This window comes from Achromobacter marplatensis, assembly GCF_002209535.1.
Taxonomy (GTDB): domain Bacteria; phylum Pseudomonadota; class Gammaproteobacteria; order Burkholderiales; family Burkholderiaceae_B; genus Achromobacter; species Achromobacter marplatensis.
In genome coordinates this window covers 90,624-110,540 of record NZ_NJIG01000014.1, presented here as the reverse complement: position 1 = coordinate 110,540, position 19,917 = coordinate 90,624, and the positions used below count along the sequence as shown (strand labels likewise).

At 65.6% G+C, this 19,917-nt stretch carries 20 protein-coding genes and 1 tRNA gene; 4 read left to right on the top strand and 17 right to left on the bottom strand.

Going from position 1 to position 19,917, the window contains the following annotated elements; genetic code table 11:
• Nucleotide 1: 1 nt before the first annotated feature.
• Complete coding sequence (locus tag CEY09_RS24815; RefSeq protein WP_006224915.1) at nt 2-292, bottom strand: DUF3579 domain-containing protein; 291 nt, start codon at nt 290-292, stop codon at nt 2-4.
• 260 nt (nt 293-552) lie between these two features.
• Between CEY09_RS24815 and CEY09_RS24810 the strand changes: the two genes are divergently transcribed.
• Both CEY09_RS24810 and argF read left to right on the top strand, forming a co-directional pair.
• Entirely contained in the window at nt 553-1,776 is a 1,224-nt protein-coding gene (locus CEY09_RS24810) for an aspartate aminotransferase family protein (protein ID WP_088590637.1), read from the top strand.
• Nucleotides 1,777-1,790: 14 nt separating this feature from the next.
• Nucleotides 1,791-2,732: an ornithine carbamoyltransferase gene (gene argF, locus CEY09_RS24805; protein WP_006224917.1), complete on the top strand. Its 942-nt coding sequence runs from the start codon at nt 1,791-1,793 to the stop codon at nt 2,730-2,732.
• 73 nt (nt 2,733-2,805) lie between these two features.
• On the opposite strand, the gene CEY09_RS24800 is transcribed toward argF, so the two are convergent.
• The 5 genes from CEY09_RS24800 to CEY09_RS24780 are packed head-to-tail and all read right to left on the bottom strand — an operon-like array spanning nt 2,806 to nt 6,674.
• Complete coding sequence (locus CEY09_RS24800; RefSeq protein WP_088590636.1) at nt 2,806-3,657, bottom strand: alpha/beta fold hydrolase; 852 nt, start codon at nt 3,655-3,657, stop codon at nt 2,806-2,808.
• 33 nt (nt 3,658-3,690) lie between these two features.
• Nucleotides 3,691-4,254 carry a DUF4286 family protein gene (locus CEY09_RS24795; protein WP_088590635.1) on the bottom strand — a complete coding sequence of 188 codons (564 nt, stop codon included), beginning with the start codon at nt 4,252-4,254 and terminating at the stop codon, nt 3,691-3,693.
• Between the two features lie 12 nt (nt 4,255-4,266).
• Nucleotides 4,267-4,797 carry a carboxymuconolactone decarboxylase family protein gene (locus CEY09_RS24790; RefSeq protein ID WP_006224920.1) on the bottom strand — a complete coding sequence of 177 codons (531 nt, stop codon included), beginning with the start codon at nt 4,795-4,797 and terminating at the stop codon, nt 4,267-4,269.
• 2 nt (nt 4,798-4,799) lie between these two features.
• Nucleotides 4,800-5,753 carry a Bug family tripartite tricarboxylate transporter substrate binding protein gene (locus CEY09_RS24785; RefSeq protein WP_088590634.1) on the bottom strand — a complete coding sequence of 318 codons (954 nt, stop codon included), beginning with the start codon at nt 5,751-5,753 and terminating at the stop codon, nt 4,800-4,802.
• 54 nt (nt 5,754-5,807) lie between these two features.
• Complete coding sequence (locus CEY09_RS24780) at nt 5,808-6,674, bottom strand: amidohydrolase family protein (protein ID WP_175216786.1); 867 nt, start codon at nt 6,672-6,674, stop codon at nt 5,808-5,810.
• Nucleotides 6,675-6,770: 96 nt separating this feature from the next.
• Between CEY09_RS24780 and CEY09_RS24775 the strand changes: the two genes are divergently transcribed.
• Both CEY09_RS24775 and argG read left to right on the top strand, forming a co-directional pair.
• Complete coding sequence (locus tag CEY09_RS24775) at nt 6,771-7,679, top strand: LysR family transcriptional regulator (RefSeq protein WP_088590632.1); 909 nt, start codon at nt 6,771-6,773, stop codon at nt 7,677-7,679.
• A gap of 101 nt (nt 7,680-7,780) precedes the next feature.
• Entirely contained in the window at nt 7,781-9,121 is a 1,341-nt protein-coding gene (gene argG / locus CEY09_RS24770; RefSeq protein WP_006224929.1) for an argininosuccinate synthase, read from the top strand.
• Nucleotides 9,122-9,689: 568 nt separating this feature from the next.
• On the opposite strand, the gene CEY09_RS24765 is transcribed toward argG, so the two are convergent.
• The 11 genes from CEY09_RS24765 to rlmB all read right to left on the bottom strand — a co-directional run bounded on the left by CEY09_RS24765 (nt 9,690) and on the right by rlmB (nt 19,793).
• Nucleotides 9,690-11,618 carry a potassium transporter Kup gene (locus CEY09_RS24765; protein WP_088590631.1) on the bottom strand — a complete coding sequence of 643 codons (1,929 nt, stop codon included), beginning with the start codon at nt 11,616-11,618 and terminating at the stop codon, nt 9,690-9,692.
• The gene (locus tag CEY09_RS24760) at nt 11,615-12,685 is read right to left on the bottom strand and encodes a sensor histidine kinase (protein ID WP_377785521.1); all 1,071 of its coding nucleotides are present in this window, start codon (nt 12,683-12,685) and stop codon (nt 11,615-11,617) included. Before CEY09_RS24760 ends, CEY09_RS24765 begins: the two co-directional genes overlap by 4 nt.
• Before the next feature lie 111 nt (nt 12,686-12,796).
• Nucleotides 12,797-13,468 (bottom strand): response regulator transcription factor, encoded by a 672-nt coding sequence (locus CEY09_RS24755; RefSeq protein WP_006218435.1) that lies wholly within the window; start codon nt 13,466-13,468, stop codon nt 12,797-12,799.
• A 66-nt stretch (nt 13,469-13,534) separates the two neighbouring features.
• Nucleotides 13,535-14,041 (bottom strand): ExbD/TolR family protein, encoded by a 507-nt coding sequence (locus CEY09_RS24750; protein WP_088590630.1) that lies wholly within the window; start codon nt 14,039-14,041, stop codon nt 13,535-13,537.
• Nucleotides 14,041-14,985, bottom strand: a complete 945-nt coding sequence (locus CEY09_RS24745; protein WP_088590629.1) for a MotA/TolQ/ExbB proton channel family protein — start codon at nt 14,983-14,985, stop codon at nt 14,041-14,043. The genes CEY09_RS24750 and CEY09_RS24745 overlap by 1 nt, the downstream gene beginning before the upstream one ends.
• Nucleotide 14,986: 1 nt before the next feature.
• Nucleotides 14,987-15,796 carry an energy transducer TonB gene (locus CEY09_RS24740; protein ID WP_088590628.1) on the bottom strand — a complete coding sequence of 270 codons (810 nt, stop codon included), beginning with the start codon at nt 15,794-15,796 and terminating at the stop codon, nt 14,987-14,989.
• A 347-nt stretch (nt 15,797-16,143) separates the two neighbouring features.
• A tRNA-Val gene (locus CEY09_RS24735) sits at nt 16,144-16,219 on the bottom strand.
• 169 nt (nt 16,220-16,388) lie between these two features.
• Nucleotides 16,389-16,661 carry an HU family DNA-binding protein gene (locus tag CEY09_RS24730; protein ID WP_003812968.1) on the bottom strand — a complete coding sequence of 91 codons (273 nt, stop codon included), beginning with the start codon at nt 16,659-16,661 and terminating at the stop codon, nt 16,389-16,391.
• 359 nt (nt 16,662-17,020) lie between these two features.
• Complete coding sequence (locus tag CEY09_RS24725) at nt 17,021-17,701, bottom strand: Fe2+-dependent dioxygenase (RefSeq protein ID WP_088590627.1); 681 nt, start codon at nt 17,699-17,701, stop codon at nt 17,021-17,023.
• Between the two features lie 58 nt (nt 17,702-17,759).
• A complete protein-coding gene (locus tag CEY09_RS24720; RefSeq protein ID WP_088590626.1) occupies nt 17,760-19,004 on the bottom strand; it encodes a cystathionine gamma-synthase family protein in 1,245 nt (414 codons plus the stop codon).
• Nucleotides 19,005-19,055: 51 nt separating this feature from the next.
• The gene (gene rlmB / locus CEY09_RS24715; protein WP_006224937.1) at nt 19,056-19,793 is read right to left on the bottom strand and encodes a 23S rRNA (guanosine(2251)-2'-O)-methyltransferase RlmB; all 738 of its coding nucleotides are present in this window, start codon (nt 19,791-19,793) and stop codon (nt 19,056-19,058) included.
• Between the last annotated feature and the right edge of the window lie 124 nt (nt 19,794-19,917).

Here is a 19,917-nt window from a genome sequence, read left to right as displayed (position 1 = left end):
CCTAGATTTCGCGTTCTTCCGTCTTGAGGTTGTTGTCGCGAGCGAAATCCACCACGAACTTGTACGCCAGCGGTTCCAGGTCGCGCAAACGCAGGTCGACCACGACTCCGCGCACGCCGTCGATGACGACGGGCAGCACGTAGGGCGAATAGGTGAGGTGGTTACCAGCACAGCCGGCGGGCCGGAACTGTGCCATTACGCCGGCGAGCCGCTCCGCCCAATCGCTGGGGCGGAATCGGCTACCGCTTTCGGTAACGCCATGAATTACGAATTGTCTGACGCGAGTTGCCATGAGTTCTTTCACTACAGCGCGCCTTTCACGAAAGCCGGATCTTCGGCGTGATCAAACATGCGCCCTGCGCCGCGAATTGTATATGATTGATCCTTTGCCCTCTTCCAAATGACGTTTCTTACAGAAAACGTCACAAAAAAGGGCCCCACGCTGCGCCTTCGGCTTGCTGCCCCCCGCGGGGGCAAAGGGCCACCACGCTGCACCTTCGGCTTGCTGCCCCACGAGGGGCGCTTTTTGGTAATCCCCCAGGAGGATCCGCAATGACCTCGTCTCTGGCCAATATCTATGCCCGTCTGCCGGTTGCGTTCACGCACGGCCAGGGGGTCTGGTTGTGGGATGCCGAAGGCCGCAAGTATCTGGATGCGCTGGCAGGCATCGGCGTGTCGTGCCTGGGCCATGCCCACCCGAAACTCGTCGCCGCCATCAGCGAGCAGGCCGCGCGCGTCATCCACACGTCGAACATCTATGAAGTGCCGCAGCAGGCGGCGCTTGCCGCCCGCCTGACGGCCTTGTCCGGCATGCAGGAAGTCGCGTTCAACAACAGCGGCTCGGAAGCCAACGAGGCCGCGATCAAGCTGGCGCGCTACTACGCCTACCAACGCGGCAACAAGCACGCCCACATCATCACCATGGATTCGTCCTGGCATGGCCGCACGCTGGCCACGCTGGCGGCCACAGGCAGCGACAAGGCCCGCAAGGGCTTCGAACCTCTGCCGACGGGCTTCATCCAGGTGGCTTACAACAACATCGACGCCGTGCGCGCCGCCGGCGACGCCGAGCCGCGCACCGCGGCGGTGCTGCTGGAAGTGCTGCAAGGCGAAGGTGGCATCCGCCCGTCGGACATCGCCTACCTGCAGGAAGTACGCCAGCTGTGCACCGAACGCGGCTGGCTGCTGATGATTGACGAAGTGCAGTCCGGCATCGGCCGCACCGGCAAATGGTTCGCCCATCAATGGGCGGACATCACGCCGGACGTCATGACGCTGGCCAAGGGCCTGGCCGGCGGCGTGCCCATCGGCGCCATGCTGGCCGCCGGCCCCGCCGCGGGCGTCTTCACCCCGGGCAGCCACGGCACCACCTTCGGCGGCGGCCCGCTGGTGTGCGCGGCCGGGCTGGCCGTGCTGGACGCCCTGGAATCCGAGCACCTGCTGGACAACGCCCACACCGTGGGCGCCTACCTCAAAGCAGCGCTCGGTCGTGCCTTGGCAGGCACGGACGGCGTCACCGAAGTCCGCGGCCGCGGCCTGATGCTGGGCATCGAACTGGCGCGTCCCTGCGGTGTGCTGGCCCTGCGCGCGCTGGAAGCCGGCCTGCTCATCAACGTCACGCGTGACCGCGTCATCCGCATGCTGCCGCCCCTGATCCTGAACCAGCAAGAGGCGGACCAGATCGTCAGCACGCTGGTTCCGCTCATCCAACAGTTACTGGCCGAAACCTCCAATTCCACGTCCCGCCCGGGCCACGAGCCTGGCCGGGTCCAATGACCTGCGACATCACCATGACTCCTCCCACGACTCAAAACGGCCCGTTGCGGCATTTTCTCCAGTTCAAGGACTTCTCGTCCGCGGAAATCGCTTACGTGCTGGACCGCGCACGCCTGATCAAAGAAAAGTTCAAGCGATACGAACCCCATATGCCGCTGCACGACCGCACGCTGGCGATGGTGTTCGAAAAGGCCAGCACCCGCACCCGCGTGTCCTTCGAAGCCGGCATGTACCAGATGGGCGGTTCGGTCATCAACCTGACCTCGAACGATTCCCAACTGGGCCGCTCCGAGCCCATCGAAGACACGGCGCGCGTCATTTCGCGCATGGTCGACATCGTCATGATCCGCACGTTCGAGCAGACCCGCATCGAGCGCTTCGCATCGCACTCGCGCGTGCCCGTCATCAACGGCCTGACCAACGAATTCCACCCCTGCCAGATCCTGGCGGACATCTTCACCTACATCGAGCACCGCGGCCCCATCGCCGGCAAGACGGTCGCCTGGGTGGGCGATGCCAACAACATGGCCTACACGTGGCTGCACGCCGCCGAAATGCTGGGCTTCACGCTGCATGTGTCCACGCCCGCCGGCTACGAGCTTGAGGCCTCGCGCATCGGCACGCCGTCGCCCAAGGTGCTGCGCCAGTTCAAGGACCCCATGGAAGCATGCCAGGGCGCGCATCTGGTCACGACCGACGTCTGGACCAGCATGGGCTACGAAGCCGAAAACGAAGAACGCCGCGCCGCGTTCGCCGACTGGTGCGTGGATGCCGAAATGATGGCCGCGGCCGACGCCGAAGCCGTCTTCATGCACTGCCTGCCCGCCCACCGCGGCGAGGAAGTCACCGGCGAAGTCATCGACGGCCCGCAAAGCGTGGTCTGGGACGAAGCCGAAAACCGCCTGCACGTGCAAAAGGCGCTGATGGAATTCCTGCTGCTGGGCCAGATCAAATAACCCGGTACGGCACGGAAAAAGGGCCTGGATATCTTGCGGTATCCAGGCCCTTGGCTTTTGATGCAGTCGGCAATCAGCGCAGCGTGCGTTCCCAGGCCGCAATGGCGTCGGCTACTTCCTGCGGCTTCTCGGGCACCAGGGCGTGCCCTGCCCCGTCGATCACCACGACCGACACCCGGCTGCCGAATTCGTCTTTGATCTCGTTGCGGGTGGCGGGCGGCTTGAACAAGTCGAGCCCCGCCTGCAGGTCCAACAAGGGCTTGGCCCCGCCCGACCACCAGTCGGACTGGCGCGTGGCCTTGCCCGCCAGGCGCTGGCTTTCGCTGACCTCGGGGTACCAGCCGTTCAACCACACGCGGGCGTCGTTGCCGGGCGCGAAGAACGCGTACTGGATGGACTTCAGGCGCTCGGCGTCGGGCAGCGACAGCTCGGCGCTGCGGTCCACATGTTCGCTCAAGCCCTTGGGGTACTGCTTGGCCGCGGCGGCGACGATGACCACCCCGCGCACCAATTCGGGATGGTCCACGCCGGTCGTGCGGGCCACCCAGTTACCGAAGGCATGGCCCACCATCACCACCGGCTGGCGCGCCACGTTGCGGATCACTGCGGCTTGATCGTCGGCCAGGTCGTGCAGCGTAATGCCCGACATCGGCCCCGTGCTGCCGCCGATGCCGCGCGGCTGCGGACGCAGCACGCGGTAGCCGGCCTGCACAAAGCGCGCGGCCAATTCATCGAAATCCTCGGCGCCACGGCCCCGCGACGGCAGCAGCACCAGCGCGGGCCCCTGCCCCTGGTCCAGCACCTCGATACTGGCGCCGTTACCCACCAGCACATTGACGCGCCGGGGCGCATCGGCCAAGGCGGGCGACGCCGCCACGACGGCGCACGACAACGCCAGGCCGGCCAGCAATTGCTTCATCATCATGTCTTCTCCGGTCGGGTCTGCCGCCCGCTGGGTTTACAGGATCTTCTTGAACATCGTCCGGCGCGTATTGCGGAACGACGGCCGCACGCGGCTGCTCCAGTCGGTTGCGCGCACGGCCAGCCACGGCGGGCTGCCGAAGGTCTCGCGGGTGTGCAGGTCGTAGCAGGCCAGATAGCGCGGCGCTTCGTCGCGGCATTCGTAGCGCAACGCACGCACCGTGCCCGGCACCGAGGCCAAACCGGGCAGATGCTCCTGGTCGTACCAGGCGTTCAGGTCCGCCTCGGCCTCGGGCACCACGTCGGTTTCCACGATGTAGTGCCAGGGCGCATCCTGCCCGGCTGACGCGCCCGGCAGGTCCAGCGTCTTGTGCAGCACGCGTGCCCGCGCGCCGGGAAAGCTTTCCGCCAGGCGTGCCTGGATTTCAGGCAACGCGTCGCGCGCACCACGCAGGTACACGTAGGTGTCCTCTTCTTCCACCGCCGCGAACGCGCTGACCGCGACACCGGCCAGCCCGTCGGTCAAGCGTTGGGCCATGTCCGCCGCGCGCGCTTCGTCGAAGCGTTCACCCAGCGACACCAGCAATACCGTTTCCTGCACTGTCTTCTCCTTTCAATGGCCGACGCGCAACGCCACCAGGAAGCGCGACACCATGTTGTACGCCCCGACCGTCGCCGTCAATTCCACCAGTTGCGTGTCGTCGTAGCGGGCGCGCAAAGGCGCGAACACCGCGTCGGGCACCTCGATATCGCGCGTCATCGCGTCGGTCAGCGCCAGCACCTCGGCCTCTCCCGGCGCCAACCCCTGCACCGTCTCCGGCGCCGGGTTGCTGCGCAGCGCATCGATCACCGCCTGCGGCATGCCGCCGGCCAGCGCGTGCGGCACGTGCGCCTCGAACTCGTAGGGCGCGTTGTTCAACGTCGCCACTCGCAGGATGATCAGCTCGCGCAGGCGCGGCGCCAGCGACGTCTTCTGGCGGATGGCGGTCAGCATGGCTTCCCAGCCTTCCACCACGGCGGGGCTGTTCAGCAACACCTGGTACAGCGGCGATATCCGGCCGCGCGCGGCGCTGATGCGCGCCTCCAGCGTGGCCAGCGCCGGGCGGGTGCCCGGTACGACGGGCGAGACTCGGCTTGCGCTCATGCTTACTCCGGGCGGATGTTCTTGCGCTGAATCAGCGCCGTCCACTTATCGCGGTCCGACGCGATCAAGGCGGCCAGTTCCTGCGGCGAGCTGGCCGCGGCCTGGGCGCCGAACTTCTCCAGCTTGGCGCGCACGGCCTCGTTGCCCAAGGCGGCACGCACCGCCTGGTTCAGCTTGTCGACGGTGGCCGCCGGCGTGGACGACGGCGCCACGATGCCGTACCAGTTGTTCGATTCCACGCCGGGGATGCCCTGCTCGGCCAGCGTCTTCACGTCCGGCAGCAACGGATGGCGGGTGGGCGCGGCAATGCCCAGCGGCTTGAGCTTGCCGCCCTGGATGTGGCCGATCAGGCCCGGCACGTCACCGAAGAAGCCGGCCACCTGATTGCCCATCACGTCGTTGATGACGGGCGCGGCGCCCTTGTACGGCACGTGCAGCACGTTGGCCTTGCTGGCGTCGGCAAACATTTCCATGGTCAGGTGCGGAATGCTGCCGATGCCCGACGAGCCGATCGCGACCGACTGCTTGGCCGCCTGCGACTTCGCCACGAAGTCGGCGGCATCGGTGGCCGGATTGGACGGGTTCACCACGAACACGGTGGCGTTGTTCACCACTTTGGAGACCGGTGCAAAGTCGCGCACCGGATCGTACGGCAGGTCCTTGTACAGCGCCGGGCTGATCGCGACCGCGCCCACGCTGGTCAAGAACAGCACCGAGCCATCGCCTGGCGCCTTGGCCACATAGGCCGCGGCGATGTTGCCGTTGGCGCCCGCCTTGTTTTCGACGATGACCTGCTGCTTGAGCTCTTTGCCCAGCTGCTCGGCCAGCACGCGCCCCACCAGGTCCACCGGACCGCCGGGCGGGAATGCGATGATCAGGCGGACGGGGCCGTCGGCGTGCGCCGCGCCGAACGCGGCCAGGCCCAGCACGGTGGCCGAGAGAATTTTCTTGAACATGGTGTCTCCTCGTTGAATGGAATGTTTTTTTGCTTGCCGTGACGGCCGCGCCGTCTACTTGAATCCGTACAGCCGCGCCGGGTTGTCCACCAGCACGCGCTGGCGCAGCGCGGCATCGGGACACGCGTCAAAGAACGTGTCCACCAGTTCGCCATCGTCGGGCATGTCGCCCGCGACGTTCGGGTGCGGCCAATCGGTGCCCCACAAGGTGCGGTCCGGCATGGCCTCAACCAGCGCGCGCACGAACGGGATGCCTTCGGCGAACGGACGCTGGCCGGAAGCGATGCGGTCGATGCCCGACACCTTGACCCAGGCCTGCGGCACGTCGGCCAGGCTCAGCAACGCGCGCATCGCGGGCGAATCCAATCCGTCGGCCGCCTTCAGCCGGCCCATGTGGTCCACGACGAACGGCACCGGCAGCGCCAGCAGCCGCGGCAACAGGTCCGGCAGCATCGCCCCGTCCACATGCAGGCACAGGTGCCAGCCCAGCGGCGCGATCAGGGACACGACGTGGTCGAACACCGCCGGTTCAGGTGCACCGCCCAGATGCGGCACGAAATTGAACCGTGCGGCGCGCACGCCGCCGTCATGCAATTGCTTCACGCTGGCCGCCGTGACATCCGCGCCCAGCAACCCCACGCCGCGGTAGCGGCCGCCGCTTCGGGCCAGCGCATCCAGCAAGGCGCTGTGGTCGGCCCCATGGCAGTTGGCCTGCACCACCACGGCCCGCTCCACGCCCAGATGGGCGTGCAACGCTGCCATCTTCGCGTACGGCGCATCGGGCGGCGTATAGGACCGGCCCTCGGCGTACGGAAACACGTCGCCCGGTCCGAAGACGTGGCAATGCGTGTCGCAAGCGCCAGGCGGCAAGGCGTGGCGAGGGCGGGAGGGTGACGCAAGCGGGGGACGGCAATCAGGCACGGGCGGTTCCTGCGGGGAAAACGACATCGTCCCGGATTGCGGGCTGCCAAACAATGCTATATCTTTGATTTCAGATATAGATAAACCAAATATCCGATGGACCTCAAGCAGATCGAGTACTTCGTCAGAGTCGCCGAGCGGCGCAGTTTCTCGCGCGCCGCCGAAATGCTGGACGTGGCGCAACCCACGCTCAGCCGGCAGGTTCGCCTGCTGGAACTGGAGCTGGGGCAGCACCTGCTGTACCGCAACGGTCGTGGCGCCGAACCCACCGAAGCCGGCCTGCGGTTTCTGGAGCACGCCCGCGCCCTGCTGACCCTGGCCGAGCGCGCCAAAGAAGACCTGCAGACCCTGCGCGAAACGCCGACCGGCAAGGTTGTAGTGGGGCTGCCGCCACGCATTGCCCGCGTGCTGACCCCGCCCCTGGTGCAGGCGTTTCGCCGCAGCTTTCCCGACGCCTCCATCGCGGTGGCTGAAGGCCTGAGCGCGCAGGTCCGCGAATGGCTGCTGGCAGGCCGGGTAGACCTGGCGTTGCTGTACGACCCCCCGCCCTCGCCCCAGCTGGCTTATGAATCGCTGTTTCGCGAAGACCTGGTGCTGGCGGCTGCCATGGGGCACCAGCCGCCGCTGCCTGCTCGGGTCGCGGTGGCGCAGTTGGGCGACTATCCGCTGGTACTGCCCAGCCTGCCCAACGCCATCCGCACGCTGGTGGAAAGCGTCTGCCGCGCCCAAGGCGTGCGCCTGAAGGTAGCCGCCGAAGTCGACGCCGTGCAGACCATCGTGGAACTCGCGGCGCAAGGCGACGCCTATGCCATCCTGCCGCGCTCGGCTGCCCGCGGCCCGGCCGCCGAGCACGCGCTGTCGCTCTGCGACATCGGGTCGCCCCGGATCACCAACAACCTGGTGCTGGCCAGCGCCCGCCACCGGCCGGCCACGCGCCTGGCCACGGCGACGGGCCTCTTGATCCAGAAACTGGAACTGGCCCGCCTGTTCGCACCCGCCGCCTAGCGGTGCGCCGCCCCGCCCGGGCAAAAGAGTTAAAATGCCGTCACCTTTCTTGTTTGGCGGCTCGTTGCTGTCAAAGTCCTGTTGGCGTCTCACCTCAAACAATGACCACTATCCTCCCGAACCTTCCCACCGGCCAGAAGGTCGGCATCGCCTTTTCCGGCGGCCTCGACACCAGCGCAGCGCTCCTGTGGATGCGCAACAATGGCGCCATCCCGTACGCCTACACCGCGAACCTGGGCCAGCCCGACGAGTCCGATTACGACGAGATCCCGCGCAAGGCCCTGGCCTACGGCGCCGAAAACGCCCGCCTGATCGACTGCCGCGCGCAGTTGGTGGCCGAAGGCATCGCTGCCCTGCAAGCGGGCGCGTTCCACATCTCGACCGCCGGCATCACCTACTTCAACACGACCCCGATCGGCCGCGCAGTCACCGGCACGATGCTGGTGGCCGCCATGAAGGAAGACAACGTCAACATCTGGGGCGACGGCAGCACCTTCAAGGGCAACGACATCGAGCGCTTCTACCGCTACGGTCTCCTGACCAACCCGGACCTGAAGATCTACAAGCCCTGGCTCGACCAGCGCTTCATCGACGAACTCGGCGGCCGTTCGGAAATGTCCGAATACATGCGCCAAGCCGGCTTCGACTACAAGATGTCGGCCGAAAAAGCCTACTCCACCGACTCCAACCTGCTGGGCGCCACCCACGAAGCCAAGGACCTGGAGCAACTGAACTCCGGCATCCGCATCGTCAAGCCCATCATGGGCGTGGCGTTCTGGCGCGACGACGTGGCCGTCAAGGCTGAAGAAGTCACCGTCCGCTTCGAGGAAGGCCAGCCGGTCGCCCTGAACGGCGTGGAATTCAGCGACCCGGTCGAACTGCTGCTGGAAGCCAACCGCATCGGCGGCCGCCACGGCCTGGGCATGAGCGACCAGATCGAAAACCGCATCATCGAAGCCAAGAGCCGCGGCATCTACGAAGCCCCGGGCCTGGCCCTGCTGTTCATCGCCTACGAACGCCTGGTCACCGGCATCCACAACGAAGACACCATCGAGCAGTACCGCGAAAACGGCCGCAAGCTGGGCCGCCTGCTGTACCAAGGCCGCTGGTTCGATCCGCAAGCCATCATGCTGCGCGAAACCGCCCAACGCTGGGTCGCCCGCGCCATCACCGGCGAAGTCACCATCGAACTGCGCCGCGGCAACGACTATTCGCTGCTGAACACCGAATCGGCCAACCTGACGTACGCCCCCGAGCGCCTGTCCATGGAAAAGGTGGAAAACGCCCCCTTCACTCCGGCAGACCGCATCGGCCAGCTGACCATGCGCAACCTCGACATCGTCGACACCCGCGAAAAGCTGTTCACCTACGTCAAGACCGGCCTCCTGGCCTCCAGCGGCACCTCGCTGCCGCAGTTGAAGGACGACGGCAAGAAGAAATAATTCTTCCGCCCGAAAAAAGCCCCTCGGCGAACCCGAGGGGCTTTTTTATTGTGTGGGCGTCGTGGCGGCGCCGGCGCAATCTGATGATTCGTTGGGGAATCGTCGTGGGGTGACGGCAGCTTGATGGGTTGCGCGCGTTGGGCACCTGACCAATGGCGGAGAGTTTCCCCGCGCTCCACCCATCCTACGGTCCCACGCATTCGCGAAGCGCCCCCACCTAGACGCAAGACACCGCGTAAGCGCCAAAAGGCCGCCCGCGCGGCCGGCCTGGCGCGGGCCCCGCAAGACCCTCCACCACCACCCACTTGTAGCCCAGAACCCCAAGCACCCCACCCGCCCCGGCCGACGTCAGGTTCCAACCACCAAAGCCCGGCCAGGCGGCGGCGCGGCAAGCACGGGGAGTCGATAAGCCCGAGGGAATCTGAAGGAACTGCCAGCGGCAGTGACGAAGATGACGACGGGGGAGTCCGGAGCGAAGGCTCCGGACCGCAATCGTTGACCCGCGCTTGCCGCGCCGCCGTCAGGCCGGGCGTCTTAAGAACCAACAACGCCCAGCAGAAAAAAAAGACTACAACTCCACCTGCATCCCCATCTCCACCACCCGATTCGCCGGAATCTTGAAAAACTTGGTACTCCGCGTCGAATTCCGGGCCATGAACGAAAACACCGCCCTTCTCCATCGCCACAACGCCGGCTTCCTGGCTGCCACTACCGTCTGCCGCGACAGGAAGTAAGACGTGCGCATCGGTTCCAGATCCAGCTCGGGATACGCCTCGGCCACCAGCCGCAACGCCTCCGGCACGTCCGGATCTTCCTTGAACCCGTAGTTGATCGTCGCCGTCCAACTGGACGCGCTCAGCTTCTTCACCACGAAACGCTCTTCCGGCGAGATATACGGCACATCCGCCACCAGAATCGTCAGGAACAGCACATGGTCGTGCAGCACCTTGTTGTGCTTCAGGTTATGCAGCAGTGCCGGCGGCACGTTGCCCGAATTCATCGTCATGAAGATCGCCGTGCCCGGCACCCGCGACGGCGGATACGCTTCCAGCTGTTCCATGAATTCCTTGAGCGGCTGCCGGTCGCGATGCTGCATGTCCGACAGCAGATGCCGGCCGCGGCGCCACGTCATCATCAGCGTGAACACCACGATCGCCACCAGCAGCGGCAGCCAGCCGCCCTCATGAATCTTGAACACGTTGGCCGAAAACAGCAGCACGTCGAACAGCAGCAAAAAGCCCAGCACCGTAAACCACAGCATGCGCTTGACGCCCGTGGAGCCGCGCGGCAGCACTGCGAAGGCCAACACCGACGTCGTCAGCATCGTGCCCGTCACCGCAAAGCCGTAGGCGGCGGCCAGGTTGTCCGAATTGCGGAACAGCAGCACCAGCACCAGCACCGCGCACAGCAGCAGCGCATTGACCTGCGGCAAGTAGATCTGCCCTTTTTCCACCGCCGACGTATGCAGGATCTGCATGCGCGGCCAGAAGCCCAATTGCACCGCCTGGCGCGTCACCGAATAGGCGCCGGAGATCACCGCCTGCGATGCCACGATCGTCGCGATGGTGGCCAGCGCCACCAGCGGCGCCAGGCCCCACTCAGGCGCCATCATGAAGAACGGGTTGCGGATCGCCGTGGGGTCGCGCAGCAGCAGCGCGCCCTGGCCGAAATAGCACAGCGTCAGCGCCGGCAGCACCATGCTGAACCAGGCGCTGCGGATCGCCGGGCGGCCGAAGTGGCCCATGTCGGCGTAGAGCGCCTCGGCGCCGGTCAGCGCCAGCACCACCGCCCCCAGCAGCACGAAACTGATCAGCGGGAATTCCACGATGAAGCGCAGGCCCCACATCGGATTCAAGGCCGACAGCACTTCCGGCGTCTGCCAGATCTGCCAGGCGCCCAGTGCGGCCAGCGTGCCGAACCACACCAGCATCACCGGACCGAACAGCTTGCCCATCACGCCCGTGCCATGCGACTGGATCGCAAACAGCGCCACCAGCACCACCAGCGCGATCGGCACCACCCACCGGTCCAGCGTGTGCGACACGATCCCGATGCCTTCCAGTGCCGACAGCACGGAGATCGCGGGCGTGATCATGCTGTCGCCATAGAACAGCGCCGCGCCAAAAATGCCCAGCACGATCAGCACCCAGCGCATCTTGCCTTCACGATTGCGCACCGCCAATTCCAGCAGCGCCAGCGTACCGCCTTCGCCGCGGTTGTCGGCGCGCAGCACCAGCGTCACGTACTTCAGGGACACCACCACCATCAGCATCCAGAACAGGATGGACAGCACGCCCAGCAGATGCGCCGGCTCCAGGTCGGTATGCACGCTCAGGCCCGTCAAGCAGGCGCGCAGGGTGTACAGCGGGCTGGTGCCGATGTCGCCATACACCACGCCCAGCGCGCCCATGATGAGCGCCGCGCGCGACGAGGGCGCGTGCGCGCCTCCCGCATGCGCCCCGGGCGATGAAGGAACACCAGCCGTGGCTTGGCTCATGATGTGGGTTCTTGACGAGTAAGTTGGGCCCCTTTGCGGGGGCCGGGGAACACGACGGACAGCCGTGTGCCGGAAAAATCGGGACGGCTGGTCAGCTTCCACCAGGCGCCGTGCGCGTGCGCGATCTCGCGCACGATCGCCAGACCCAGGCCCGAGCCGCCGGCCGTCGCGGTCGGCGACCGGTAGAAAGCCTCGAACACGCGGTCACGCTCGTCGGGGGGAATGCCCGGCCCGTCGTCCTCGACCGTCAGGGACGGGGGATTGGCGCCCACGATCAGCGTAATGCGGCCGGTCTCGTTGCCGTAGCGCAGGGCGTTGTCGATCAGGTTGCTCAGCAGTTCGGCCAGCAGCAAGGGGTCGGCATCGATCCAGATGGGCGCGTCGGGCGCCACCAGGTCCAGCTCGTACCGCGCCTCGCGCACCCGGGGAAACCACTCGGCGCCGTGCACCCGCACCCATTCGCACAGGTCGATGCGCACAAAGCTGTCCTGGGGACGGGCATTGGGGTCGGCGCGCGCCAGCACCAGCAGCTGCTGGCCCAGCCGAATCATGCGGTCGCTGACGGCCTTGATGCGCTCGGCACGGGCCCGCACGTCGTCAGGCAAGGGTCGGGCCAGCATCAGCTCGGATTCAAGCCTCAGGCCCGATAAGGGGGTGCGCAACTGGTGGGCGGCATGCCCGATGAAGCGGCGCTGCGCCGCCAGCGAGGCGTCCAGCCGCAGCAGAAGGTCATTGGTGTGGGTCACCAGCGGTTCGATCTCCACCGGCACGCCCGCCACTTCCAGCGGCTGCATGTCGTCAATTGAACGCTGGCGGATCTCTTCGGACAAGTGGTTCACGGACCGCAGTCCGGACCGCACGCCCTGCACCACTACCCAGGTGAACAAGGCGATCAGCGCCACCTGTCCCACCACCATCAGCCAGAAGAAATCCTCCAGCATCCAGAGCGACATGTCGATCTTGTGGGTGATGACCCAGGTTGCAGCCAGGTCCAGCAGGACCAGCAGCAGGATCGGCGGCATCAGGCGTATCACCAGATGCCGCGCCAGCGAGCGTGAAGGGAGCATGGGACGTGCTGCCGGAAGAGCGGAAGGAGTGCGTTCCTGCGTCATGACGCGATACCCTCGCTTGAGCGGATGGCAGCGCGCAGCCGGAGCATGCCGGCCGCGACCGGCCCGTCAGGCCGTTTCCACATCCAGCATGTAGCCGAAGCCACGCACCGTCTGGATGCTGGCGCCCGTGCCTTCCAGGCGCTTGCGCAGGCGGTACACATACACTTCGACGGCGTTTTCGCTGAAATCGGCGTCCCAGGCGGACAACGAATTGACGATCTGGCGCTTGGTCACGACGCGGCCCACGCGGGCCATCAGCATCTCCAGCACGGAGAGCTCACGCACGGACAGCGACAGGCGCTGACCATTGGCGCGAACTTCGCGGCCGACCGTGTCGAACACCAGGGGGCCGACTTCGATCAGCGGCTGCGCCTGACCGGCGCGGCGGCGGCCGAAGGCGCGCACGCGCGCGGCCAGCTCGGGCAATTCGAAAGGTTTGGTGACGTAGTCGTCGGCGCCGGCATCCAGGCCTGCGACGCGGTCTTCGATGCCGTCGCGCGCCGTGAGGATCAGCACCGGAACCTGATTGCCGTCCTGGCGCAGTTGCCGCAACACGTCAAGCCCGCTCATGCCGGGCAGATTGAGGTCGAGCAGCATCAGGTCATACGGCTGGCCTGCCAAAGCGCCCAGGACACGGTCGCCTTCAGTCAGCCAGTCGACCGCATAACCCTGGTCGGCCAGGAATTCCTGGAGCGCGTGGCCCAGGGTGGTGTCGTCTTCGATTACCAGTACTCGCATGCCGCGATTCTAGCGCGATCCGAAAAAAAAGGGGCGCGAAATGCGCCCCTTTCCCTCAGGATCCGTTCACCGGCCGGACGGTGCCCCGGCAGGCGCCGGGGTGGCCCCGCCCGGCGCAGCGCCCGAGGGCGGCGCTTCGGCCGCAGCGGCCCCGCCCGAAGGCGGCGTCGTGACGAATCCGATGCGCGACATCCCCGAGCGGCGAGCCGAGGCCATGACCTTGGCCAGCGTTTCGTAGCGGGTGTTCTGGTCGGCGCGAATGCGGATTTCCGGTTGCGGCTTGGTGCCGGCGATCGACTTGAAGCGGTTCGGCAGGTCATCGATATTGACCGGCTTTTCGTCCCAGAACAGCGCGCCGCTGGCATCAATCGCCAGGTCCACGGTCTTGGGCTCTTCCTCGATCTGCTCGGCGGCCACCTGGGGCATGTTGATCTTGATCGAGTGCGCCAAGAGCGGCGCCGTGATGATGAAGATCACCAGCAGCACCAGCATGACGTCGATCAGGGGCACCATGTTGATCTCGGAAACCGTATGGCTTCCGGACCCTTTACCCTCGAAGCTGCCAAAGGCCATCATTCACTCCCGCGTTGAGCCGCGGCGCCATTGCTGCTCTGGCGGCGCAGCGCGCGCACCTTGCCGTCGGACAGCGACACTTGCTGGCCGGTGGTCAGGAACGCGAACAGGTCATGGGCAAACGCATCCAGCCGCGACAGGAACACGCGGTTGTTGCGCACGAAGGTGTTGTAAGCCAGCACCGCGGGAATGGCCACGGCCAGGCCCAGGCCCGTCATGATCAGGGCTTCGCCCACCGGACCGGCGATGCGGTTGATGGTCACGCCGTCGGACAGGCCGATGCCCACCAGGGCGTGGTACACGCCCCACACCGTGCCGAACAGGCCGACGAACGGGGCGGTCGAACCCACCGACGCCAGCACCGTCAGGCCGTTTTCCAGCTTGGCGGTCTCTTCGTCAATGACCTTGCGCATGGTGCGCGTGACGAAATCGGAATTGCTGCCCGACTCTTCCAGCTTGGTCGCGCCGAACTTGTTGTGGTGCGCCTGCGCGTGCATGGCGTGGCTGGCCAGGTGCGAGAACGGATCGCGCGCGCCGTGCGTGCTGATTTCGTGCTCGACCTGCTCCAGCGAGCTGGCGTTCCAGAACTTGTTCAGGAAGTCGGCCGAACGCTTGCGCATGCTGACGTTGCTGGCGGCCTTGACCAGGATCAGGTACCAGGTCACCAGCGACATCAGGATCAGGATGATGAACAGGCTCTTGCCCACGAAGTCGCTCTGCGCGACAAAGTGCAGGAAGCCCATGTCGGGCACGGCCGGGGCCGGCGGCAGCGACGGCAGCGCGGCGGCGGCGCCGTGCAGCGCGTCTGCCGATTGCTGGGCGACACCGCCAGCGGCGGTAGCAGCTTGTTGGGCTGCGGGCGCAGCGGCGCCGGCAGCAGCCGGCGCTGCCGGGCTGGTGGTCGCCTGCGCCACCAGGGTGGCGCTATGCAGTGCGTTGGACATCTCAGTTCCTCATTACGAAATCGAACGGAATTTTGGCTTTGGCGGGATAGGCCACGCCGTTACGGGTATAGGGCTTGAACTTGGCCTTGCGGGCGGCGGTCAGTGCCGATTCGTCCAGCCTCGGGAAACCCGATGACGTGTCGATCGCGGCGCGGTCCACCAGGCCCTGCGTATTGATTTCCACCAACACCAACACCCGCCCCTCCTCCCGCATGCGGCGCGAGGCCTGCGGGTAGACGGGCATGGGGCGCGCCCCCTGGAATTCGATGCTCGACACCAGGATCGGCTGGTCAGGCGGGGGCCCTTGCTGCGGGCTCTGCGAGGCCTGCGCGCCATCCGTCGCGCCAGCGGGCGGCGTCTGCGGAGGCGGCGTCTCGGGCTTGGGCTCGGGTTTGACTTCCTGCTTGGGCTGGGGCTTGGGCTGGGGCTTGGGTTTGGGCTTCGGTTTGGGCTTGGGGGCCGGCATCGGCGGCTTCTCGACCACCGGCTCGGGTTCCGGTTCGGGCTCGGGCTTCAACTCGGGTTCGGGCTCGGGTTCCGGCTCGATCTCGGGTTGCGGCTCCGGCGGCGGTTCGACTACCGGCTGCGGCACTTCCGGGGTGGGTTCAGCCTTCGCGATCTGCGGGATGGGCGCATCCACCAGACTGACCATGACGGCCTCGGGCTCCTCCAGTTCAGGACGATTCGCAGGAGCCATGAAAATGGCACCGATCACTGCCGCATGAAGCGCGACAACCGCCAGGCCAGCGCCTGCACGTATACCAAATGAAGACGGCGAAGATGAATTCCAACCGCGTTGAAAACTAGGCATGAATCAGCCAGGGGTGCATTGACTTATCCGGCCAGCCAGGGAGAAGACGCACACGAAAAAGTGACGCCGGTTGGCCGGTACAAGCCGAACATAATATCTTAAATGCGAATGATTCGCACGTCCTATTTCGTCTGGGCTAGCGTAGCACCCCTGGGCGCGCATCCATCCCGAATGCATAAAACGTTTACGAAAAAATCTGACGCCCCGGAAATGGCGGGGACAACCGGGGCCGGCCCGCACGCGAAAACGGGGGCCCGAAAACAAAAAACCCGCCACGGTGACGTGTGCGGGTCTTGTGTGCGGCAGGAAGGGAACCCTTGGGGATCCAAACCGCCTGCGTGGGCTTTTGGTGGGTGCTACAGGGGTCGAACCTGTGACCTACGCCTTGTAAGGGCGCCGCTCTACCAACTGAGCTAAGCACCCGATCCTGACTGCTTATCGCTGCTTGCCACTCCTCATCAATGTGATGATTCGTGCCAGGCAAACTGCCAACTCGGGGTACTCAAAAGCAATACGCGGGCCGGAGTATACCGGACCGCGTAGTTGTGGGCAAATCGCTTGGGACCAATGCCCGGCGACCGCCATGCCGTCCTTAGTTGACGGCGTCCTTCAGGGCCTTGCCCGGACGGAACTTCGGCACCTTGGCCTTCTTGATCTTGATGGTTTCGCCGGTACGCGGATTACGGCCGGTGCGAGCAGCGCGAGCCGACACGGCAAACGTGCCAAAGCCAACCAGCGTGACCGTACCGCCCTTCTTCAGGGTGGTCTTGACGGCACCGATCAAGGCGTCGAGCGAACGACCGGCGGCAGCCTTGGAGATATCGGCCTTGCTGGCGATGTGATCGATGAGTTCGGTTTTGTTCATTCAGGTGTACCCCTCACAAGGTATTGAGTCTGGCGAGGCCGTGCGGTTCATGACTGTCAAGATGGGACGCCACAAACCAACGCATGGCCCGACAAACGACGAACAGACAGTGGATAAACTTTTTTCTTGCGCTGCAAAGCACAACTTTTAAACTGCTGCGCCGCTTAGGTTTTGATGGCTTTGATGCCGTCAAACCGTCAGCGACGCAGACATGTATTAGGCCTTGGCGGGGCGCGGCTGTCAAGCGAAAACCTCACCACAACCCGCGCCAATACTAGCTTTTAGCTGATTTCGCAATATACAAAAACGCGCATTTCGGTGTTTGCGCGACACCGTCCGGATATCGTTTCAAGCCTGAATCAAACATCAACCCAACGACGCAGCAAATTGTGATAAATGCCGGTCAGCTGCACGATGGAAGGATGCCCTGCGGCATCCTGGTTCAGACGCTGGATGGCCACATCCATGTCCAGCAACAAGGCGCGCTGGCTGTCTTCGCGCACCAGGCTCTGCATCCAGAAAAACGAACTCACGCGCGCCCCGCGCGTGACGGGATTCACCTTGTGCAGGCTCGTGCCCGGGTACAGCACCATGTGCCCTGCAGGCAGCTTTACCGCCCGCGGCCCGTAGGTGTCGTCGATGACGAGTTCGCCGCCGTCGTAGGAATCGGGCTCGGAGAAGAACAGCGTGGCGGACAGGTCGGTGCGCACGCGCTCGGCCGTGCCGGTAATGCCGCGCACCGCGTTGTCCACGTGATAGCCGAAGGCTTCGCCGCCCTCATAGCGGTTGAATAGCGGGGGGAATATCTTGCGCGGCAACGCGGCCGACATGAACAGGTTGTTCGCCGCCAATCGCTGCAGGATCAGGTTGCCCAGTTCTTGTGCAAGCGGGTGCTGCTCGGGCAGCTGGCGGTTGCGCTTGACCTCGGCCGACTGGTAGCCCGCCGTGACCTTGCCGTCCACCCAGTCGGCGGCGTCCAGCCTGGCCCGGATATCCGCCGCTTCTTGCGGCGTGAAGACTTCTGCGATCTGTATAAGCATGAGAACCGTCCCGATTGCAATGCCGGCGCGCCCTCGCGCCCGGCTTGCGCTTGCCGCATTATCCCTTCAGGCAGCCGGTCAGCGCCTGATCGAAATCAACCAGCAAATCGGCCTCGTCCTCGATGCCCACCGATACCCGGATGAGGCTGTCGGCAATGCCCATCTGCTTGCGGCGTTCGGCGCCCATCTCGTAATAGATGGTGTGCGCCGCAGGCAGCGCTAGGCTGCGCGTGTCGCCCAGGTGCGTGGCCATCAGCACGATGCGCAGGCGATTCAGGAAATCGAAGCAATCCACGCCGTCGGCCAGTTCCACACCCAGCAGCCCGCCGAAGCGCGCGCCGAACAGCGCCGTCGCCCGCGCATGCTGCGGATGGCCTGCCAGGCCCGGATAGTGCACCTTGGCCACGCCAGGGTGCTCTTCCAGGAAACGCGCCAGCGCCAGCGCGTTGGCGCAGTGTTTGGCCATGCGCAGCGCCAGCGTCTCGGCGCCCACCGCGATCCGGTGCGCGGGCTCGGCGGCCAGCGTACCGCCCATGTCGCGCAAGCCCTTCTTCTTGATCTGCGTCAGCCCCCAACCAGTGGACGGGCCCTTGCGGTACGCGTCATAGATGTTGGAGTAGTCGGACCAGTCGTACAGACCGGTGTCGGTCACCGAGCCGCCCAGCGCGTTGCCATGGCCGCCGATGTACTTCGACAAGGAATTCATGACCAGCGACGCACCCACCGTCGAAGGGCGGAACATCCACGGCGAGGTCAACGTGTTGTCCACGACGTAGACCAGGTTCTTCTCACGGCAGATCTCGCCGATGACGGCCAGGTCGGCAATCTGCGTGCCCGGGTTGGCGATCGTCTCGGTAAAGACCATGCGCGTGTTGGGCTGGATTGCGGCGCGCACCTGGGCCGAGTCCGTCGCGTCCACGAAGGTGATCTCCACGCCCAGTTCAAGCAACGTGCCCAGCAGGCTGTTGGTGTTGCCGAACACGAACTGGCTGGACACCAGGTGGTCGCCCCGGCGCAGCAGCGTCGTGAAGATGGCCGACAGCGCGGCCATCCCCGTGGCGAAGCTGACCGTGCCCTTGCCGCCTTCCATGTGGTTGATCTTGGCTTCCAGCGCCGTGGTGGTGGGCGTACCCTGGCGCGCGTAAGTGAAGCCCGCCTTGCCCTGGAACACCGCAGCCAGCTCGCGCGCGTCGTCATAGGCGAACTCCGACGACGGGTGCATGGGCTTGTGCACCGCTCCGTGCTCGACGGATTGTTGGCGGTCGGAATGGAGGATCGTGGTGGTAAAGCCGTTCTGGTGCATGATGGGCTGACGCGTAAAGGAAGAGCTACGAATAAGTCGGGTCGGGCAAAATCAGGATTGGCGCTGGCGCACGGTCTCGTACAGGCAGACGGCGCTGGCCACGCTGACGTTCAGGCTTTCCACCGAACCAAGCATGGGGATGTTCACCAGTTGGTCGCAGGTTTCCCGCGTCAGGCGGCGCATGCCCTCGCCCTCCGCCCCCATGACCCACGCCATCGGCTGGCGCGCATCGATCTTGTGCATGCTGTCGGTCGCCTGATCGTCGGTGCCGACCAGCCAGACGCCGCGGTCCTTCAGGCTGCGCATCGTGCGCGCCAGATTGGTGACCATCACGTACGGCACGGTGTCGGCGGCGCCGCAGGCCACGCGCTGCACCGTGGCGTTCAAGCCCACGGCACGGTCGCGCGGCGCGATCACGGCGTGCACGCCGGCGGCGTCCGCGGTGCGCAGGCAGGCGCCCAGATTGTGGGGATCGGTCACGCCGTCCAGGATCAGCAGCAGCGGCGGGCCCTCGATCACGTCGAGCACCTCATCCACGTCCACCGCCAGCTGGCGTTCGTCGGCCAGGGCCACCACGCCTTGATGCCGGGTGCCGCGCGACAGGCCGTCCAGGCGCTCCATCGGCACCGGATGCAGGCGGCAGCCCGCCTTTTCGGCTTGCTCGATGAACGTCTGCATCCGCTTGTCGCGGCGCGACGCCTCTACATAGATTTCCTTGATCGACTCGGGCGCGTGGCGCAGCCGCGCGACAACCGCGTGAAACCCGGCCAGAACTTGGGTCGACGCCATAAATGCAATACCTTTAGATAAACGAATACCCGCCCCAAAGGGGGCGGGCCACCGGACCAAGCCGGCCATCAGCGCAATGTTACCCCTTATGGCCGCGCCGCCCTAAGACGGACTGGCCATAACG

Coding starts and splice junctions, on each gene's coding strand:
- argG (WP_006224929.1), top strand. CDS start 7,781: ATGACCACTATCCTCCCGAACCTTCCCACCGGCCAGAAGGTCGGCATC.
- CEY09_RS24790 (WP_006224920.1), bottom strand. CDS start 4,797: ATGAGCGCAAGCCGAGTCTCGCCCGTCGTACCGGGCACCCGCCCGGCG.
- CEY09_RS24760 (WP_377785521.1), bottom strand. CDS start 12,685: ATGCTCCCTTCACGCTCGCTGGCGCGGCATCTGGTGATACGCCTGATG.
- CEY09_RS24815 (WP_006224915.1), bottom strand. CDS start 292: ATGGCAACTCGCGTCAGACAATTCGTAATTCATGGCGTTACCGAAAGC.
- CEY09_RS24775 (WP_088590632.1), top strand. CDS start 6,771: ATGGACCTCAAGCAGATCGAGTACTTCGTCAGAGTCGCCGAGCGGCGC.
- CEY09_RS24800 (WP_088590636.1), bottom strand. CDS start 3,657: ATGATGATGAAGCAATTGCTGGCCGGCCTGGCGTTGTCGTGCGCCGTC.
- CEY09_RS24810 (WP_088590637.1), top strand. CDS start 553: ATGACCTCGTCTCTGGCCAATATCTATGCCCGTCTGCCGGTTGCGTTC.
- rlmB (WP_006224937.1), bottom strand. CDS start 19,793: ATGGCGTCGACCCAAGTTCTGGCCGGGTTTCACGCGGTTGTCGCGCGG.
- CEY09_RS24765 (WP_088590631.1), bottom strand. CDS start 11,618: ATGAGCCAAGCCACGGCTGGTGTTCCTTCATCGCCCGGGGCGCATGCG.
- argF (WP_006224917.1), top strand. CDS start 1,791: ATGACTCCTCCCACGACTCAAAACGGCCCGTTGCGGCATTTTCTCCAG.
- CEY09_RS24745 (WP_088590629.1), bottom strand. CDS start 14,985: ATGTCCAACGCACTGCATAGCGCCACCCTGGTGGCGCAGGCGACCACC.
- CEY09_RS24730 (WP_003812968.1), bottom strand. CDS start 16,661: ATGAACAAAACCGAACTCATCGATCACATCGCCAGCAAGGCCGATATC.
- CEY09_RS24785 (WP_088590634.1), bottom strand. CDS start 5,753: ATGTTCAAGAAAATTCTCTCGGCCACCGTGCTGGGCCTGGCCGCGTTC.
- CEY09_RS24720 (WP_088590626.1), bottom strand. CDS start 19,004: ATGCACCAGAACGGCTTTACCACCACGATCCTCCATTCCGACCGCCAA.
- CEY09_RS24725 (WP_088590627.1), bottom strand. CDS start 17,701: ATGCTTATACAGATCGCAGAAGTCTTCACGCCGCAAGAAGCGGCGGAT.
- CEY09_RS24740 (WP_088590628.1), bottom strand. CDS start 15,796: ATGCCTAGTTTTCAACGCGGTTGGAATTCATCTTCGCCGTCTTCATTT.
- CEY09_RS24755 (WP_006218435.1), bottom strand. CDS start 13,468: ATGCGAGTACTGGTAATCGAAGACGACACCACCCTGGGCCACGCGCTC.
- CEY09_RS24750 (WP_088590630.1), bottom strand. CDS start 14,041: ATGGCCTTTGGCAGCTTCGAGGGTAAAGGGTCCGGAAGCCATACGGTT.